We start from the raw sequence: 16,745 nt of genomic DNA on the forward strand, positions 1-16,745 counted from the left end.
GGGTGTGGGGTGGGAGGGTGGGGTTGGCAATCCCAGGGGGGGGGGCCAAAGGGGGGGGGGGGGGGGAAGGGGGGGGGGGGGGGCAGGGGGGGGGGGGGGGGGGGTTTGGGGGGAAAACCCAAAACCCCCCCCCACGACCACCCGGTACCGGCACTTCCTGCCAGAAGTCCGTGAAGGCCACCTTTGCCTTACCCCTCACTCAGGCGGGCAGGTCGAATTCGCCGTCCCGGACGCCTTTCAGGAACGCGTCCCATTCCGTCGGCGTGAACACGAGCAGGTGGCCGTCCGGTTCGACGGCCCGGCGCATCGCCGTGTAGGTGACGCCGTCAGTGTGGGGCACCAGCGCGTACTCGACGGCATCCTCGAGATTCGCGCCCTCCGGTTCCGCTCGGATCCACACCGCGTCACTCAAGTCCAGGTCTGGCCGGATATGGGCCTTGTCGTCCACCGGCTGCTCACTCATGGTGCCCACGCTATCGCTTTCCGATACGCAAAACGAAGGGGCCCTTCGTGATGAAGGGCCCCTTCGTGGTGACAACTAGGCGGTCTCGGTGATCGGCCGGTCCACCCACGACATCAGGTCGCGCAGCTTCTTGCCGGTCTCCTCGATCGGGTGCTGGTTGCCCTGCTCCTCGAGCTTGGTGAAGTTCGGGCGCCCGGCCTCGTCCTCGGCGACCCACTCGCGGGCGAAGGTGCCGTCCTGGATCTCGCCGAGGATCTTCTTCATCTCTTCCTTGACCGCCGGCGAGATGACGCGCGGGCCGCGGGTCAGGTCGCCGTACTCGGCGGTGTCGGAGATCGAGTAGCGCTGACGCGCGATGCCGCCCTCGTACATGAGGTCGACGATCAGCTTCAGCTCGTGCAGCACCTCGAAGTAGGCGATCTCCGGGGCGTAGCCGGCCTCGGTGAGCACCTCGAAACCGGTCTGCACCAGCGCGGAGGCGCCACCGCAGAGCACGGCCTGCTCGCCGAAGAGGTCGGTCTCGGTCTCCTCGGTGAAGGTCGTCTTGATGACACCGGCGCGGGCGCCACCGATGGCGGCCGCGTAGGAGAGCGCGAGCGCCTGCGCGTTGCCGGAGGCGTCCTGCTCGACCGCGATGAGCGCCGGGACGCCCTTGCCGTCGACGAACTGGCGGCGGACCAGGTGGCCAGGGCCCTTCGGCGCGACCATCGCGACGTCCACGTTCGACGGCGGCTTGATCAGGTCGTAGCGGATGTTGAAGCCGTGGCCGAAGAACAGCGCGTCGCCGTCCTTGAGGTTCGGCGCGATGTCCTGCTCGTAGATGAAGCGCTGCTTGGTGTCCGGCGCGAGGATCATGATCAGGTCGGCTTCGGCGCTGGCCTCGGCCGGGGTGAGCACGCGGAGCCCCTGCTCCTCGGCCTTGGCCCGCGACTTCGAGCCCTCGGGCAGACCGATGCGGACATCGACGCCGGAGTCGCGCAGGCTCAGCGAGTGCGCGTGACCCTGGCTGCCGTAGCCGATCACGGCGACCTTGCGACCCTGGATGATCGAAAGGTCCGCGTCGTCGTCGTAAAAGATTTCCACTGCCATGAGGGGTACTACTTCCTTTCCTGACTTACAAAGTTATCGAGCGGAGGTGGCGGTGATGGACCGGGCGCCCCGGCCGACCGCGACCATTCCGGACTGGACCAGTTCGCGGATGCCATAGGGCTCCAGCATCCGCAGCAGGGCACCGATCTTGTCCGAGGTGCCGGTGGCTTCGACGGTGAGCGCCTCGGGCGACACGTCCACCACTTTCGCGCGGAACAACTGCACTGTCTCGAGGACCTGGCTGCGCACGGTGTTGTCGGCCCGGACCTTGACGAGCAGCAGTTCACGCTGCACGGCTGTGGACTTTTCCAATTCCACGATCTTGATGACGTTGACCAGCTTGTTGAGCTGTTTGGTCACCTGTTCGAGCGGTAGCTCTTCGACGGCGACCACGATCGTCATCCGGGACACCTCGGGATTCTCCGTGGGCCCGACGGCGAGGGATTCGATGTTGAAACCACGCCGGGAGAACAGTCCGGAAACCCGCGCGAGGACACCGGGCTTGTTCTCGACCAGAACGCTCAGGGTGTGCACGCTCATCGGGCGTCTCCTTCTGTGGCGGCGTTCAGCTCCGCCTCGGCGGCGACCTCGTCGTCGTCGAAGAGCGGGCGGATCCCGCGCACGGCCATGATTTCGTCGTTACCGGTGCCCGCGGCCACCATGGGCCACACCTGGGCATCCTTCCCCACCACGAAATCGATCACGACGGGGCGGTCGTTGATCTCCATGGCACGCCGGATGGTGGCGTCGACGTCCTCCTTGGTCTCGCAGCGGAGCCCGGCGCAGCCGAGCGCCTCCGCGAGCAGGGTGAAGTCGGGGATGCGGTGCTTGTGCGTACCGAGATCGGTGTTGGAGTACCGCTCGGAGTAGAAGAGGTTCTGCCACTGGCGGACCATGCCGAGGTTGCCGTTGTTGATGACGGCGACCTTGATCGGCGCGCCTTCGATGGCGCAGGTGGCCAGTTCCTGGTTCGTCATCTGGAAACAGCCGTCGCCGTCGATGGCCCAGACCTGCTTGTCCGGCACGCCGAACTTGGCGCCCATCGCGGCGGGGACGGCGAAGCCCATCGTGCCGAGACCGCCGGAGTTGATCCAGGTGCGCGGGTTCTCGTACTTCACGAACTGCGCGGCCCACATCTGGTGCTGGCCGACGCCCGCGGTGTAGACCGCGTCCGGGCCGACGAGGGAACCGATGCGCTCGATGACGTACTGCGGGGAAAGCGTCCCGTCTTCGGGCCACTCGTAACCGGCCGGGTAGTCGTCACGCCAGGCGCTCGCCTGCGTCCACCAGTCCTTCAGATCCGGCTTCGCGGACTTGTCGGTCTCGGCGCGGACGGCCTCGATCAGCTCGGTGATGATCTCCGCGCAGTCGCCCACGATCGGCACGTCCGCCTTGCGGTTCTTGGAGATCTCGGCCGGGTCGATGTCGGCGTGGACGATGGCGGCGTCCGGTGCGAACGAGGACAGCTGCCCGGTGACGCGGTCGTCGAAGCGGGCGCCGAGGGCGATCAGCAGATCCGCCCGCTGCATCGCGGCGACCGCGGCGACCGAACCGTGCATGCCCGGCATACCGAGGTGCTGCGGGTGCGAGTCGGGGAAGGCGCCGCGGGCCATCAGCGTGGTGACGACCGGGATCCCGGTCAGCTCGGCCAGTTCCATCAGCTGGCGCGAGGCATCGGCCTTGATCACGCCACCGCCGACGTAGAGGACCGGGCGACGCGACTTGCTGATCAGCCGGGCGGCCTCGCGGACCTGCTTGCCGTGCGGGCGCAGCGTGGGCCGGTAGCCCGGCAGCCGCAGCTCCGTCGGCCAGGAGAAGGAGGTCATCTCCTGCAGGACGTCCTTGGGGATGTCCACGAGGACCGGGCCGGGCCGGCCGGTCGAGGCGAGGTGGAAGGCCTCGGCGATGGTGCGCGGGATGTCGGCCGGGTCGGTGACCAGGAAGTTGTGCTTGGTGATCGGCATCGTGATGCCGCAGATGTCGGCTTCCTGGAAGGCGTCCGTGCCGATCAGCGCGCGGGACTGCTGGCCGGTGATGGCGACGACCGGGACCGAGTCCATGTTCGCGTCGGCCAGTGGGGTGACCAGGTTGGTCGCGCCGGGACCCGAGGTGGCCATGCACACCCCGACCTTGCCGGTGGCCTGCGCGTACCCGGTGGCGGCGTGGCCCGCACCCTGTTCGTGGCGGACCAGGACGTGGCGGACCTTCGTCGAGTCGAGCAGCGGGTCGTACGCCGGGAGAATGGTGCCGCCCGGAATACCGAACACGACCTCCGCGCCCACCGACTCGAGCGAGCGGACGAGCGACTGCGCGCCCGTGACCCGCACCGGGGTCCCGGCGGGCGGCGCCGGCTTGGGTCGGGCACCGGTGGTACCGGAGTTCGCTTCAGCTCGCGAGGTGGCACTAGTCATCGCTGTTTGCCTCGTCTTGTCTAGTCACTCGTTCGGGTATTCATTGGCTGGTCGGGCAAGTGAAATTGTTCCAGGCAACAAAAAACCCCCGCCGACCGGAGTGGTCGCACGAGGGTCGCGCGTCGACGCAGCGGAGACTTCCCTAAGCGTCGACGCGCTTGGGAAGTACGAGGCCGGTCTGCGTTGTCACGAGAGTGAAGCTAGCCGGTCGCCGTCAAGAGTGTCAACTCTGCGGGACGGCGATTCCGCATGCTGGACACCTCCGGTGTGTCGCGCGACCCGCGTTCGGGGCCTTCGAGGCGGCGGTGCACCATCTTTGACGTGGCAGAAGAAAAGCAGCAGGAACAGGCGAACGAGGACCGCAAGGCCGTCTTCAAAATCCCGAACACGGCGTTGCTGGCGATCGCTTTCCTCGTCGTTTGTGTGACGCCTGTCGCGTTCGGCGACGTGCCGTATCTCCAGTGGCTCTACCTCTTCCCGATCGCGCTGGCGGTGTTCGTCATCCGGACCCGCACGACGGCGACGGTCAAGGGGCTGGAGGTCCGCACGATGTTCGGGCGGCGGGACCTGCCGTGGACCTCGCTCAAGGGCCTCGCCATCACAGACAAGGCGAAGGTGCAGGCAGTGCTGAAGGACGAGACCAAGATCCCCCTTCCCGCCGTACGCACCCGTCACCTGCCGGTGATTTCGCTGGTCAGCGCGGGCCGCATGGCCGATCCCTCGGGGCTGACCGACGACGTGGCCAAGGCTCCGGAAAAGAACGACGATTCCGGGGAGTAGGATTGGTAGGACCAGTTTGGCGCTCGTTCGCCCTGGTCCCATCCCGAACCTTGGAGTCAGCCGTGCCTCAACTCCGTTCCCGGACCACCACCCACGGCCGCAACGCGGCGGGCGCCCGCTCGCTCTGGCGCGCCACCGGAATGACCGACAGCGACTTCGGCAAGCCGATCGTCGCCATCGCGAACTCCTACACCCAGTTCGTGCCGGGGCACGTGCACCTCAAGGACCTCGGCGAGATCGTGGCCGGCGCGGTGAAGGAGGCGGGCGGGGTCGCCCGCGAGTTCCACACGATCGCCGTCGACGACGGGATCGCCATGGGGCACAGCGGAATGCTCTACTCGCTGCCCTCGCGCGAGATCATCGCCGACGCGTGCGAGTACATGGTGAACGCGCACCAGGCCGACGCGCTCGTCTGCATCTCCAACTGCGACAAGATCACCCCGGGCATGCTGAACGCCGCCATGCGGCTGAACATCCCGGCGGTGTTCGTCTCCGGCGGTCCGATGGAGGCCGGGAAGGCCGTGGTCGTCGGCGGCGTCGCGCAGGCGCCGACCGACCTGATCACCGCGATCGCCGCGTCGGCCAGCAGCGAGGTCGACGAGGACGGGCTGTCCATTGTGGAGCGTTCCGCCTGCCCGACCTGTGGTTCGTGCTCGGGTATGTTCACCGCGAACTCGATGAACTGTCTCACCGAGGCGCTCGGGCTCTCCCTGCCGGGCAACGGTTCCACCCTCGCCACGCACGCCGCCCGCAAGGCGCTTTTCGAGGACGCCGGGCGCACGGTCGTCGAGCTGTGCAAGCGCTGGTATGAGCAGGACGACGAGTCCGCGCTCCCGCGCTCGATCGCGTCGAAGAAGGCGTTCGAGAACGCGATGGCCCTCGACATGGCGATGGGCGGTTCGACCAACACGGTGCTGCACATCCTCGCCGCCGCGCAGGAGGGCGAGGTCGACTTCACCATCGACGACATCGACGCCATCGGCCGCCGCGTGCCGTGCCTGTCGAAGGTCGCGCCGAACTCGGACTACCACATGGAGGATGTCCACCGCGCCGGCGGCATCCCCGCCATCCTGGGCGAACTGCACCGCGGCGGGCTGCTGAACACCGACGTCCACTCCGTGCACTCGCCGGATCTCGAGTCGTGGCTGTCCACTTGGGACATCCGCGCGAAGGAACCGTCGGAGCGGGCGATCGAGCTGTTCCACGCGGCGCCGGGCGGGGTCCGCACCACGGAGGCGTTCTCCACCGAGAATCGGTGGTCCTCTTTGGACACCGATGCCGCGAACGGCTGCATCCACGACGTCGAGCACGCGTACACCAAGGACGGCGGGCTCGCGATCCTGCGCGGCAACCTCGCCGAGAACGGCGCCGTCATCAAGTCCGCGGGCATCGACGAGGAACTGTGGCACTTCGAGGGACCGGCCCGGGTGCTGGAAAGCCAGGAGGAGGCGGTTTCCGCCATCCTCAAGAAGGAGATCCAGCCCGGTGAGGTGCTGGTGATCCGCTACGAAGGCCCGGCGGGCGGCCCCGGCATGCAGGAGATGCTGCACCCGACGGCGTTCCTCAAGGGATCGGGACTGGGCAAGAAGTGCGCGCTGATCACCGACGGCCGGTTCTCCGGCGGCTCGTCGGGTATCTCGGTCGGGCACATCTCGCCCGAGGCCGCCGCGGGCGGGACGATCGGCTTGGTCCAGAACGGCGACCGGATCCTGCTCGACGTCCACGAGCGCCGTCTCGAACTGCTCGTCGACGAGGACGTCCTCGCCGAGCGGCGCGCGAAGATGGAGGCGAGCGAGCGGCCGTGGCAGCCGGTCTCGCGGGACCGGAAGGTCACCGCCGCGCTGCGGGCCTACGCGCGGATGGCGACTTCGGCCGACACCGGCGCCGTCCGGGACCCGAGCAAGTAGCACGCCTGCCACAAGCATGCATTTAGAGGACTAAATGCGCCCTTCGCTCACTCCCCGTGGGGCGGGACGAGCGCATTTAGTCCTCTGAATGCGGGCGGTCAGCGGCAGAGGACGAGCACCACGACCGAAGCGGCCGCCGCCAGCAGCAGCCCGATCAGCCCGAACGAAAGCGGCCGCTTCCGCCACGGGGTGTTGACGTCCAGCGCGATCCGCCCGGAGCCCGCGAGCAGCACGGTCAGCGAGGCCGCGCCCAGCAGGAGTTCGAACTCGAAACCCTGCCCCTGCTGCTGGAAGAACCCGCCGCCGAACTTGACGTAGACGATGTTCGCGCAGACCCCGAGGAGCGCCGCGGCACCGATCGGGGTGAACAGGCCCACCAGCACGAGCGCGCCGCCGACCACCTCGCTGATCCCGGTGATCCACGAAAGCAGCGTGGTCTGGCTGGTGTAACCGAAGCCGCCGAGCACCTTGGCGAATCCGCCGACCCCGGGCCCGCCGAAGGCGCCGAAGAGGTGCTGGAGCCCGTGCGCGCCCATGGTCACGCCGAGCACCACTCGCAGGACGAGCAGACCGAGGTCGATCCCGCCCCTGGTCTCCACCGGGGCCGGGCCGTTGTCGGGCTCGGCCACGTCCGAGATCATGCTGGTCTGGTAGTCATCGCTCACGCGCGAAGGGTAGGCGAAACCGGCCCGTCAGGCGACCGAACCGCCGGACCGGTGGCCGAGCGGCTCAGAACAGGGTCGCCGGCTCGACCGGTTCGGGCTCGGGCAGCGGGTCGAGGCCGGGCACCAGGGCGCGCACGTCGTCGTGGAACCGGCGGGCGAGCGCCGGGGCGTCGTCGTTGTCGGGCGTGTGCACGAAGACCGTCGGCGACCGGCCGTCACGCAGCCACCCGGCGACCACCTCGGTCCACGGCTCCCATCCCCGCGCGGTCTCCTCGGCCGAATCCCGGCCCAGATAACGGACGATCGGCCGATCGGTCAGTGCCCGCGTCCGCCGCGGCAGCCGGGGTTTCTTGGCCCAGGCGTCCTGCTCGGCCTCGCTGACCGGCGGGCTCCCGAAGAAGACCGTGGTGTCGAACGGCACCCACTCGGCGTCCGCGTCGGCGAGGGTCCCCTCCAGCAGCGACGTCGCGCCGGGATCGGTGTAGAACGCCGGGTGACGCACCTCCACGGCGCGCCGGAGCCCGGCGGGGAGACGGCGGAGGAAGCGGCCGAGGGCGTCGGCGTCCGGCGGGCCGAACGAGCCGGGCAGCTGAGTCCACAGGACCGCCCGGTCGCCGAGGGGTTCGATCGCGTCCAGGAACGCCCGCATCTCGGTCTCGACACCGGCGAGCCGTCGCTCGTGCGTGACGACCTTGGGCAGCTTGACCACGAACCGGAAGCCGGGGCCGGTCTGCCGCGCCCACGCCGCGACGGTGTCCCTGGCGGGGGTCGCGTAGAAGGTGGTGTTGCCCTCGACCGCGTTGCACCAGCCGGCGTACGCCCGCAGGCGCTCCCCGGCGGTCAGCGACCGCGGGACGAACCGCCCGGCCCACGCCTTGTGCGTCCACATCGCACAGCCGACATGAAGATTCGCCACGCTGCTCAGTATTCGCCGTGGACCAGGTTCTTCGGCAACTCTCCGCCCAGATAGTGGCTCAATTCCCGGACCACCACCGCGTAGGCGCGCTGCCGCCTCCCGCTCACGGAGCCCGCGACGTGCGGTGTCAGCAGCAGTCCCGGACAGTCCCACAGCAGGTGCCCGGCGGGCAGCGGCTCCGGATCGGTCACGTCGAGCGCGGCGCGCAGCCGTCCCGACGCGAGTTCCGCGACGAGCGCGTCGGTGACCACGACCGCGCCCCGCGAGACGTTCACGAGGATCGCGTCGTCCGGCATCGCGGCCAGGAACTCCGCGTCGACCATGCCGCGCGTGTGCTGCGTGAGCGGCACCATGAGCACCGTGACGTCGTAGTGGGGCAGCAGGGCGGGGAGTTCGTCGGTGCCGTGGACACCTTCGCGAGCGTTCGCGCCCACCATCGTGCAGCGCACGTCGAACGTCTCCAGCCGACGGCGCAGATGCCTGCCGAGGTCGCCCGCGCCGATGATGAGGACCCGCTTGCCCTGCAGGGTGTCGGTGGTCCGGCGTTCCCAGTGCTTCCGCCGCAGGCCTTCGGCGAAGCCGTCGAGACCGCGGTAGATCGCCAGCAGTACCGCGACGACCCACTCGGCCGAGCTTCCGCCGTGCGCGCCGCGGCAGGTCGAGAGCAGGACACCGTCCGGCACTTTGCCGACCCAGTCCTCGGCACCCGCCACCAGCAGCTGCACGAGTTTGACGTTCGGCAGTGCGCGCCAGAGCTCGTCGCTGGGCCGGTCACCGGTCACGAGGACCTCGGCCTCGGCGGCTTCGGGAGGCACCGGCTCGCCGTGGCGGTACATCACGGGACGCACGCCGTCGATCTCCGAAAGCGCGGCCACTCCCTCTTCGTCGGGCACGAGAACGGTCACAGTCATGATCACCACGGTATCCAGTACCTCCGTGTCTCCGCCGGTGAACCCGCGTCCGCGATAGCGGGGCCTTCGGCCATGGCGGGTTTCACGCTTATGCCACTTTTTCGAGGACATCTCAGCTCCGCCAGTACCTCTTACCCGTGGCTCACGTACGCCCACCTAGGCTTGCCCCGTGCGTACCCGGTACCGGCGGAAATGGACCGCGCCGCTGGCCATGCTGGCCTGCGGCGCGCTGATGCTCTCCGGGTGTGCCGAATTCGACAACACCGCCGCCGGGCAGAAGTTCACCCCGGTCAACCCGCCGTCCCCCGAGGTCCCGCCGCACGTCGGGCCCGGCGGTGAAGCGGGCGACTCCGGTCCCGGGCGCGGCGGCGGGCGGAACCAGACGCCGACGCCGGTCCCGCCGCCGCAGGGGTGCAAGGACTTCGACAAGGCTGTCATCGCGACCTGCCTGGACACCGTCGCCGCCGTCGCCGCGATCCCCGGTGACGGTACCGCGCCCAGCGCGCTCGCGGGCGAACGCAAGAGCGGCCGGATCCTGCTCGCCGCCGCGGAGAAGGACCCGGCCGACTGGGCGACCGTCCCCGTGGACGGCTCCGGCGACGGCGGCCTCACCTCGCTCGCCCTCTCCCCGGGCTTCGCCGAAGACCAGCTCGTCTTCGCCTACATCACCACCCCGAACGACAACCGGGTCGTCCGGCTGGCGAAGGGCCAGGCGCCGAAACCGGTGCTGACCGGCATCCCCAAGGGCTCCACCGGCAACCGCGGCGCGATCAGCACCGACGCCAAGGGCGCGCTCCTGGTCGCCACCGGCGACGCGGGCAATCCCGGACTCGCCGCGGATCCCGCGTCACTCGCCGGGAAGGTGCTGCGCATCGACACGTCCGGCAAACCGGCCGCGGGGAACCCCACACCGGGTTCGGCGGTCTTCTCGACCGGCGTGCACTCCCCCGGCGGGATCTGCCGCGACCAGACCGGTTCCCGCGTGTGGCTGACCGACAGGCTGGCCGACAAGGACGTCCTGTACCGGCTTCGTGGTGGCCAGCCGCTGACCACCCCGGCCTGGAGCTGGACCGACAGGCCCGGGGTGGCGGGCTGCGCCGATTTCGTCGGCGCCACCGGCTATCTCTCGATCACCACGTCGATCGCGGGCAACCTGCAGAACCTGCCGGTCACCCCGGACGGAGCGGTGACCGGCAAGCCCAACGTCTTCATGGACGGCAAGGTCGGCAAGCCGCCGAAGACCTTCGGCAGGTTGTCCGCGATGAGCATGGTCAACCCGCAGATCGCGCTCGCCGGGACGGTCAACAAGGACGGCGGCACCCCGGTTTCGAGCGACGACCGCGTCGTCATCATCACGCCGTCGGCCAGCTCCGGCGGGGGCGGCAAGGACTGAGCGGCCTCACCTGGACGGCCTCGGATGGGCAGGCGGCGTGAACCGGGTGAACAACGGCGCCATCTCCTTCTCCTTGCCCTGCGGGTCGAACAGCTCCCGCACGAGCCGATACGCGGGGCCGAGCGCGGTCGCGGCGGCGGTGAGCCGGCGCGGATCGGTGGACCGCCAGTGGCCGGAGTCCACTCGGGACAGCAGGGTGCGCAGCAGGACGATCTCCTCGGCCGCGTTGAACGAGCAGTGACCGCCCCGGCTGACGTAGGTCTGCCGCAGCAGACCGGGATCGCCGTTGCGCCGTACCTGGTCGCCGTACCACCGGGCCTGCCCCGTGATGGCGCCGCCGTCTCCGGTGGTGTGCGCGGTCAGCACGGGTGACGGCGTGGTGCCGCGCGCCACCATGTAGCGGTGCATGTAGGCCTGCGCCTTCGGATCCGCCGAGATCCGCGGGGCCACGGCGAGCCGGTCGAGATCGGCTTCCAGATCCACGCCTCCGGCGCGGTAGGCGTGGCGGACCAGGTCGAGCCCACTGGAACGGGCGAGCTGACGCCGATAGTCGATCCCGGCGTTCGAGGACGGGTTCCCGCCTGCCCGGTGCTCGATTTCGGGACGTGCGGACGGTCCGTAGCCGTACACGTAGACCCCGGTGACCCACAACGCCTGCTGCGCGAGACGGTCGGCGGGGTCCGTCGGCTCCGGTTCGTGCGCGAGCGCCCAGCCCGGGACGGTGCCCACTGCCCCGGCCAGCGCGATCCGGGCCCGGCCGGCCTCGGTCTTTTGGGCTTCGGCCACGACGGCTTCGAGCGCCGCCTGCGCGCCCTGCGGGTCGCGAGGCCGGACGAGGTCGATGTCCGCGTCCGGAGCCAGCAGGGTCTTGAGCGCGAAAAGCACGTCCAGAGCGCTGTTCCACGTGCCGTTCGCGTCGTACTCGCCGCACTGCGTCAGGACGCCGTCGAACCGGCCCGGGTTGTTCTCGGCCAGCTTCAGGGAGATCACGGCGCCCATGGACATCCCGCTGGTGATGGTCCGCCGCGGTTTCCCCACCTTGGCCTCGAACCAGTCGAGCAAGGCGATCTGATCGGTCAGGGCCTCCTCGATCGCGTGCCCGTAAACGCCCTTGTAGTTCGACGCGGCCAGCGCGTAGCCCTGATCGAGCAGCCAAGACTCGGTCTCGGGTCTGGTGGCCAGCATGATCTGCTCCGGCTTCCCCCATTCCTCCACATAGAGCCCGTGGCTGTAGAGCACCAGCGTGCCGTTCCAGCGTTTCGGCACTTTGACCAGGTAGTCCGCTCCGTCGATCGTCCCTTCATGGACGCGCGAGCGCTCTTCGGCGGCCGCCGGCGTGGCGGTGAACAGTGCCCCGAAGAGGAGCGCGACGAGCACGGTGATCAGCGTCCTGCGTGTGTGAGTCATACGGGAAAATTAGGTGACCAAATGGTCACCTGTCAACGCCGTATGAGGCTCTCCGCACGAACGAAGAGATCGATCAGGGGCGGCGAGTACGGGTCTCGGCGCGAAGGAGGCGGACGTCGAAGAACGCGACGACCGCGGAGACGACAGCGGCGAGCAGGCCGACGTAGCGGCCGAGCCCGGTCCCGATCTCGATGCCGGCGGCGGAGAAGATCCCGCGCTGATCGGCGTCGAACTGCCAGTCGAGGGTGGTCCAGCCGAGCACCATCAGCAGCAGCGCGCCGATGGCCGCCATCAGCCACAGATGCGGCAGGCCCGCGCGGCGGACGGCGTCGACTCGGCCGAACAGCACGACGGCCACGCCGGGCAAGAACAGGAGGAAAAGCGGCGCCCAGGCGAGGAAGCCAGAGCGCCACGCGTCGCGCGTGACGTCGTCGGCGGGCAACGTCGTCAGCGCGTCCTCGATTTCCGGGCGCGAGGCGGTCAGCGTCGTCCACGGAAGGAACAAGGCCACCAGCGCGAGCAGCCCGGCCGCGAGGCCGAGCCACTCACGCCAGGTGACCTTCTTCAAAGCGAGATCAGGCACCGACTCGCTCGACGATCAGTTCGCGCACGCGCTTGGCGTCGGCCTGGCCCTTGGTGGCCTTCATGACCGCGCCGACGATCGCCCCGGCCGCGGCCACCTTGCCGCCGCGGATCTTCTCGGCGACGTCGGGCTGCGCGGCGAGCGCCTCGTCGACCGCCGCGATGAGCGCGGAGTCGTCGGAGACGACCTTCAGGCCGCGCTTCTCGACGACCTCGGACGGCGAACCCTCGCCGGCGAGCACGCCCTGCACGACCTCCTTGGCCAGCTTGTTGGTCAGCTCACCGGCGTTCACCAGCGCGATGACCTCGGCCAGCTGCGCCGGGGTGATCGCCAGCTCCGCCAGTTCGATCTCGCGGGAGTTGGCTTCCTGCGCCAGCGTGTTGACCCACCAGCTGCGGGCCTCGTCCGGGGTCGCGCCCGCCTCGACGGTGGCGGCGACCAGGTCGACCGCGCCGACGTTGAGCAGGTCGCGCAGTGCCTCGTCGGTCAGGTTCCACTCGCGCTGGATGCGCTTGCGGCGTTCCGACGGCATCTCCGGCAGCGTCTTGCGCAGCTCCTCGACCCATTCGCGCGACGGCGCGATCGGGACCAGGTCGGGCTCCGGGAAGTACCGGTAGTCCTCGGCGGTCTCCTTGGTGCGGCCCGGCGACGTGGTGCCGTCGGCCTCCTGGAAGTGCCGCGTCTCCTGCTTGATCGACCCGCCCTCGGCGAGGATCGCCGCCTGGCGCGTCATCTCGTAGCGCACGGCGCGCTCGACGCTGCGCAGCGAGTTGACGTTCTTGGTCTCGGTGCGCGTGCCGAACTCGGTCGCGTCCTTGGCCATCAGCGAGACGTTCGCGTCGCAGCGCAGGGAACCCTGGTCCATGCGGACGTCGGAGACGTCCAGCGCGCGCAGCAGATCCCGCAGGGCGCTCACGTACGCGCGGGCGACCTCGGGGGCACGGCCGCCGGTGTGCTCGATCGTCTTGGTGACGATCTCGATCAGCGGCACGCCGGCGCGGTTGTAGTCGAGCAGCGAGTGCTCGGCGCCGTGGATCCGCCCGGTGGCGCCGCCGACGTGCAGCGACTTGCCGGTGTCCTCCTCCATGTGCGCGCGCTCGATCTCCACGCGCACGACCTCGCCGTCGTCCAGCGTCACGTCGAGGTAGCCGTTGAAGGCGATCGGCTCGTCGTACTGCGAGGTCTGGAAGTTCTTCGGCATGTCCGGGTAGAAGTAGTTCTTCCGGGCGAACCGGCACCATTCGGCGATCTCGCAGTTGAGCGCCAGCCCGATGCGGATCGCACCCTCGACCGCCTTGCCGTTCACAACCGGCAGCGAACCGGGCAGGCCGAGACAGGTCGGGCACACCTTGGTGTTCGGCTCGCCGCCGAACTCGTTGGCGCAGCCGCAGAACATCTTGGTGTTCGTGTTCAGCTCGACGTGCACCTCGAGGCCCAGCACCGGGTCGAACCGCTCGATGACGTCGGCGTAGTCCATCAACTCAACCACGGCGGTCACTTCTTTCCTCCCAGCTCCGGAACCTCGTGCACCAGCGAGCCACCGTTGGCGGCGTCGCGTGCGACCTCGTAGGCGGCGCCGACGCGGTACAGCCGGTCGTCGGCCATCGCGGGGGCCATGATCTGGAGGCCGACCGGCAGGCCGTCCTCGTGCGACAGTCCACTCGGGACACTCATCGCGGCGTTGCCGGCGAGGTTCGACGGAATGGTGCAGAGGTCCGCCAGGTACATCGCCATCGGGTCGTCGACGCGCTCGCCGATCTTGAACGCCGTGGTCGGTGTGGTCGGCGAGACCAGCACGTCCACCTTTTCGTAGGCGGCTTCGAAGTCCCGCGTGATGAGCGTGCGGACCTTCTGCGCCGAGCCGTAGTAGGCGTCGTAGTAGCCCGAGGACAGCGCGTACGTGCCGAGCATGATGCGGCGCTTGACCTCGGGGCCGAAGCCCTTCTCACGGGTCAGCGACATGACCTCTTCGGCGCTGTGCTCGCCGTCGTCGGACACGCGCAGGCCGTAGCGCATGGCGTCGAACCGGGCGAGGTTCGACGAGCACTCGCTCGGCGCGATCAGGTAGTACGCGGGCAGCGCGTAGGTGAAGTTCGGGCACGAGACCTCGACGACCTCGGCACCGAGCGCGCGCAGCTGCTCGACGGCGGCCTCGAAGGACCGCAACACGCCCGGCTGGTAGCCGTCGCCGGCGAATTCCTTGACCACGCCGACGCGAACGCCCTTGAGGTCACCGGTCAGGCCCTGACGGGCCGCGGCGACCACCGGCGGGACCGGCGCGTCGATCGAGGTCGAGTCCATCGGGTCGTACCCGGCGATGACCTCGTGCAGCAGAGCGGCGTCGAGCACCGTCCGCGCGCAGGGGCCGGCCTGGTCGAGCGACGACGAGAAGGCGACGAGACCGTAGCGGGAGACACCGCCGTAGGTCGGCTTCACGCCGACGGTGCCGGTGACCGCGCCGGGCTGGCGGATCGAGCCACCGGTGTCGGTGCCGATCGCGATCGCGGCCTCGAACGCCGCGATGGAGGCCGAGGAGCCACCGCCGGAACCGCCGGGGATACGGGCGTGGTCCCACGGGTTGTGCGTCGGGCCGAACGCGGAGTTCTCCGTGGAGGAGCCCATCGCGAACTCGTCCATGTTGGTCTTGCCGAGCACCACGACACCGGCCTCGCGCAGCTTGCGCGTCACGGTGGCGTCGTACGGCGGGAGCCAGTTCTCCAGGGTCTTCGAACCGACCGTGGTCGGGATGCCCTTGGTGGTCAGCACGTCCTTGAGCGCCAGCGGGACACCGGCGAGCGCCGACTTCGGCGCCTTGCCCTCGGCGACGTCGGCGTCCACCGCGCGGGCGGCTTCGAGCGCGCCCTCGGTGTCGACGTGCAGGAAGGCGTGGATGTGGTCGTCGACCTCGGCGATCCGGTCCAGGTGGGCCTGGGTGACCTCGACGGCCGAGACCTCTCGGGACTGGATCTTCTCCGCCAGCTCGGCGGCGGTCAGCTTGATGAGTTCGGTCACTGTTCTTCTCCCAGAATCCGCGGCACCCGGAAACGACCCTCTTCGCTGGCAGGCGCACCGGCCAGCGCCTGCTGCTGGGTCAGCCCCGGTCGGACCGTGTCCTCACGGAACACGTTGGTCAGCGGCACGGCGTGCGACGTGGGCGGGACATCCTCGCCTGCGACCTCGCTCACCTTGGCCACCGAGTCCAGGATCTGGTCGAGCTGGCCCGCGAAGACGTCCAGCTCCTCTTCGGTGACGGCAAGCCTGGCCAGCTTGGCGAGGTGTGCGACCTCGTCGCGGGAAATGTTGGGCACGCGGGTGACTCCCGGGGTGTGCTGTGCGGGTTCTGTCGGAAGCTGCAAGTCTATGGTGGCGGCGTCGGCGGACTCGACTGGGTTATGCCGCGGCCTGCGCTCCCATGTCGGGTAAGGAGTGCCTGGTTCGTTATCCCGCGCCCCGGACGTCGGTCCCCATTACCTCGTCCGGTCTGTCACAATCGGCGCCCGGCGTAGCGCGTTCCACGGCGAGGCTGGGACGCCTGAGGCGAGAGGGGCGCGTGTGTCGTTCCTGATCCGGGTCCAATTACCGGACACCCCGGGGACCCTCGGCGCGGTCGCCACCGCGCTCGGCACCGTCGGCGCCGACATCCTGAGCGTGGACGTGGTCGAACGCGGCGGCGGTGTCGCCGTCGACGACCTCGTCGTCGAAATCCCGTCCGGCAGGCTGCCGGACGCGCTCATCACCGCCGCCGAAAGCGTCGACGGGGTCGAGGTCGACGCCGTCCGCCCGTACGCCGGGGTCCTGGACACCCATCGCGAGCTCGAACTGGTCGAGGAGATCGCCGCGAAGCCCGCTTCGGGGCTGGAGATCCTCGCCGAAGGGGTGCCGCGGATCATCCGGGCGGGCTGGGCCGTGGTCGTCGAGCACGCCGAGGCCGGCGCGATCCGGCTCGCGTCGTCCAACGCCGCGCCCGAGACGCCGATCACCGACCTGCCGTGGCTGCCGCTGGAACGCGCCACCATCCTCGACGCCGAGGAGGCCTGGGTGCCGGAGACGTGGAAGGAACTGGGGACCGAACTCGCGGCGACGCCGCTGGGGAAGCCCGGGAAGGCGCTGCTGGTCGCCCGGCCGGGCGGGCCGAACTTCCGGGCCGCCGAGGTGGCGCGGCTGGCGCACTTCGCGGGCATCGTCGCCGTCGTGCTGGACAGCTGACTCCGCGTTTCGTC

16 protein-coding genes are annotated in these 16,745 nt (G+C 69.5%); 4 read left to right on the forward strand and 12 right to left on the reverse strand.

What is annotated here, in order from left to right; translation table 11 throughout:
- Positions 1–199: 199 nt before the first annotated feature.
- The 4 genes from AC0685_RS42455 to AC0685_RS42470 all read right to left on the reverse strand — a co-directional run bounded on the left by AC0685_RS42455 (position 200) and on the right by AC0685_RS42470 (position 3,963).
- Positions 200–463, reverse strand: coding sequence for a DUF397 domain-containing protein (locus tag AC0685_RS42455; protein ID WP_340683496.1), 264 nt, complete (start codon positions 461–463; stop codon positions 200–202).
- 75 nt (positions 464–538) lie between these two features.
- The gene (gene ilvC, locus AC0685_RS42460; RefSeq protein ID WP_016336537.1) at positions 539–1,552 is read right to left on the reverse strand and encodes a ketol-acid reductoisomerase; all 1,014 of its coding nucleotides are present in this window, start codon (positions 1,550–1,552) and stop codon (positions 539–541) included.
- A 33-nt stretch (positions 1,553–1,585) separates the two neighbouring features.
- Positions 1,586–2,092 (reverse strand): acetolactate synthase small subunit, encoded by a 507-nt coding sequence (gene ilvN, locus AC0685_RS42465; RefSeq protein WP_034315713.1) that lies wholly within the window; start codon positions 2,090–2,092, stop codon positions 1,586–1,588.
- The gene (locus tag AC0685_RS42470; protein WP_478230694.1) at positions 2,089–3,963 is read right to left on the reverse strand and encodes an acetolactate synthase large subunit; all 1,875 of its coding nucleotides are present in this window, start codon (positions 3,961–3,963) and stop codon (positions 2,089–2,091) included. The genes ilvN and AC0685_RS42470 overlap by 4 nt, the downstream gene beginning before the upstream one ends.
- 321 nt (positions 3,964–4,284) lie before the next feature.
- Here AC0685_RS42470 and AC0685_RS42475 point away from each other — a divergent pair, with 321 nt between their 5' ends.
- Both AC0685_RS42475 and ilvD read left to right on the forward strand, forming a co-directional pair.
- A complete protein-coding gene (locus tag AC0685_RS42475) occupies positions 4,285–4,743 on the forward strand; it encodes a PH domain-containing protein (protein WP_478230712.1) in 459 nt (152 codons plus the stop codon).
- Positions 4,744–4,805: 62 nt separating this feature from the next.
- Positions 4,806–6,650, forward strand: coding sequence for a dihydroxy-acid dehydratase (gene ilvD / locus AC0685_RS42480; RefSeq protein ID WP_478230695.1), 1,845 nt, complete (start codon positions 4,806–4,808; stop codon positions 6,648–6,650).
- Between the two features lie 98 nt (positions 6,651–6,748).
- On the opposite strand, the gene AC0685_RS42485 is transcribed toward ilvD, so the two are convergent.
- The 3 genes from AC0685_RS42485 to AC0685_RS42495 all read right to left on the reverse strand — a co-directional run bounded on the left by AC0685_RS42485 (position 6,749) and on the right by AC0685_RS42495 (position 9,142).
- On the reverse strand, positions 6,749–7,291 hold the full coding sequence (locus AC0685_RS42485; RefSeq protein WP_340688741.1) for a DoxX family protein: 543 nt from the start codon (positions 7,289–7,291) through the stop codon (positions 6,749–6,751).
- An 88-nt stretch (positions 7,292–7,379) separates the two neighbouring features.
- A complete protein-coding gene (locus AC0685_RS42490; RefSeq protein WP_478230713.1) occupies positions 7,380–8,204 on the reverse strand; it encodes a DUF72 domain-containing protein in 825 nt (274 codons plus the stop codon).
- Positions 8,205–8,236: 32 nt separating this feature from the next.
- Positions 8,237–9,142 carry a 2-hydroxyacid dehydrogenase gene (locus AC0685_RS42495; RefSeq protein WP_478230696.1) on the reverse strand — a complete coding sequence of 302 codons (906 nt, stop codon included), beginning with the start codon at positions 9,140–9,142 and terminating at the stop codon, positions 8,237–8,239.
- 169 nt (positions 9,143–9,311) lie between these two features.
- On the opposite strand from AC0685_RS42495, the gene AC0685_RS42500 reads away from it, so the two are divergent.
- Complete coding sequence (locus AC0685_RS42500; RefSeq protein WP_478230697.1) at positions 9,312–10,535, forward strand: PQQ-dependent sugar dehydrogenase; 1,224 nt, start codon at positions 9,312–9,314, stop codon at positions 10,533–10,535.
- 6 nt (positions 10,536–10,541) lie between these two features.
- Here the strand turns inward: AC0685_RS42500 and AC0685_RS42505 are convergent, their stop codons facing one another.
- The 5 genes from AC0685_RS42505 to gatC form a co-directional block, all read right to left on the reverse strand.
- Entirely contained in the window at positions 10,542–11,942 is a 1,401-nt protein-coding gene (locus AC0685_RS42505; protein WP_478230698.1) for an alpha/beta hydrolase family protein, read from the reverse strand.
- 73 nt (positions 11,943–12,015) lie between these two features.
- Entirely contained in the window at positions 12,016–12,525 is a 510-nt protein-coding gene (locus tag AC0685_RS42510; protein ID WP_478230699.1) for a hypothetical protein, read from the reverse strand.
- Entirely contained in the window at positions 12,518–14,023 is a 1,506-nt protein-coding gene (gatB, locus tag AC0685_RS42515; protein WP_240600545.1) for an Asp-tRNA(Asn)/Glu-tRNA(Gln) amidotransferase subunit GatB, read from the reverse strand. Before gatB ends, AC0685_RS42510 begins: the two co-directional genes overlap by 8 nt.
- Positions 14,020–15,537, reverse strand: coding sequence for an Asp-tRNA(Asn)/Glu-tRNA(Gln) amidotransferase subunit GatA (gene gatA, locus AC0685_RS42520; RefSeq protein WP_340683505.1), 1,518 nt, complete (start codon positions 15,535–15,537; stop codon positions 14,020–14,022). The genes gatB and gatA overlap by 4 nt, the downstream gene beginning before the upstream one ends.
- Positions 15,534–15,833: an Asp-tRNA(Asn)/Glu-tRNA(Gln) amidotransferase subunit GatC gene (gatC, locus tag AC0685_RS42525; protein ID WP_005162012.1), complete on the reverse strand. Its 300-nt coding sequence runs from the start codon at positions 15,831–15,833 to the stop codon at positions 15,534–15,536. Before gatC ends, gatA begins: the two co-directional genes overlap by 4 nt.
- A 244-nt stretch (positions 15,834–16,077) precedes the next feature.
- Here gatC and AC0685_RS42530 point away from each other — a divergent pair, with 244 nt between their 5' ends.
- Entirely contained in the window at positions 16,078–16,731 is a 654-nt protein-coding gene (locus tag AC0685_RS42530) for an ACT domain-containing protein (RefSeq protein ID WP_378443154.1), read from the forward strand.
- Positions 16,732–16,745: the final 14 nt, after the last annotated feature.

This window comes from Amycolatopsis sp. NPDC043889, assembly GCF_056435645.1.